Origin of the sequence: Senegalimassilia anaerobia JC110 (genome assembly GCF_000236865.1) — a bacterium.
Taxonomy (GTDB): Bacteria; Actinomycetota; Coriobacteriia; order Coriobacteriales; family Eggerthellaceae; genus Senegalimassilia; species Senegalimassilia anaerobia.
In genome coordinates, this window is sequence record NZ_CAEM01000065.1 from 1 (window position 1) to 1,323 (window position 1,323).

At 65.8% G+C, this 1,323-nt stretch carries 1 protein-coding gene; it reads left to right on the forward strand.

What is annotated here, in order from left to right; translation table 11 throughout:
* Positions 1-96 precede the first annotated feature (96 nt).
* Positions 97-1,290 carry an IS30 family transposase gene (locus SFHG_RS00015; RefSeq protein ID WP_238318231.1) on the forward strand — a complete coding sequence of 398 codons (1,194 nt, stop codon included), beginning with the start codon at positions 97-99 and terminating at the stop codon, positions 1,288-1,290.
* Positions 1,291-1,323 lie beyond the last annotated feature (33 nt).

Sequence of the window (1,323 nt, forward strand, 5' to 3'; positions counted from 1 at the left end):
GACGGATTCTAGCGAACGTTGCAACGCCCTTGATCGGAAAGGGTGCCTACGATGGGCTACGAATTTGACGGGGTCGTCTACGACAAGCTGAGGGAGATGCAGGGGGCTCGCAGGGCAAGATACCTCGAGCTCGTCTCCGGCGGCATGAACTTCACGCGCGCGGCCGAGGCGGTGGGCGTCTCGAAGCGGACGGGCAAGGTATGGAGGAACGGGCGCGGCAGGTCATCCGGCCGCGACGAGCGCGCGCTTGTCGACTGGTATCGTGGAGACATGGAAGAACCGAAGAAGATAGACGGCTACTATCTATCGCAGGATGAGAGAATCGCCATCGCCGACGGCCTGCGCGCCGGCGATTCCATCCGATCCATAGCCGCGAGACTGGGCAGGAGCCCATCCACCGTCAGCCGCGAGATCAGGTCGAACGCAGGGCCGACGGGCGGCTACGGCCCCTACCGCGCGCAGCAGCTCTCGACCAGCCGCCTCAAACGGCCGAAGGCGCGCAAGATCGACGACCCGAGGCTGCGGCGCGCGGTCCAGGAGAAGCTCGACAGGCATTGGTCGCCCGAGCAGATTTCCGGCTGGCTTCGCCGCGAGTTCCCCGATAATGATGCCATGAACGCTTGCCACGAAACCATATACCAGGCCATCTACGTCCAATCGAAGGGCCGGCTCAGGCGCGACATCGAGGGGAAGCTCCGATCGGGCCGCGCTGCCCGCCGTCCCAGGTCGGCCGGCGACGAGCGCAAGCCGCGCTTCAGGGACCCCATGGTCATGATCAGCGAGCGGCCGGCGGAGGTCGAGGACCGCGCCGTGCCCGGCCACTGGGAGGGCGACTTGATCACCGGCGCGGCCAACAAGTCGGCGATCGGGACGCTCGTGGAGCGCACGACCCGCTTCACGATGCTGCTCCACCTGCCGGACGGGCACGGCGCCGAGCAGGTGCAGGACGCCATAGTCAAGAAGATGGCCCGCCTGCCCGAGCTCATGCTGAACTCGCTGGCGTGGGACCAGGGAAGCGAGCTCGCGCGCCACAAGAAGATCGGCGCCGCGCTCGGCATGCAGGTCTACTTCTGCGACCCGCACTCGCCTTGGCAGCGCGGCACGAACGAGAACACGAACGGCCTCCTTCGCCAGTACTTCCCGAAGGGGACCGACTTGAGCGCGTACCCGGAAGACTACCTCGACGCCGTCGCCGAGGAGCTCAACGACAGGCCGCGGAAGACGCTCGGCTTCATGAAGCCGAGCGAGCTTTTCGTGAAGCTGATAGACGAGTCGGAGGATGCGGCTTAGTTAGCGGGTGTTGCATCCACCGCTAGAATCCGC

Coding starts and splice junctions, on each gene's coding strand:
- SFHG_RS00015 (WP_238318231.1), top strand. CDS start 97: ATGCAGGGGGCTCGCAGGGCAAGATACCTCGAGCTCGTCTCCGGCGGC.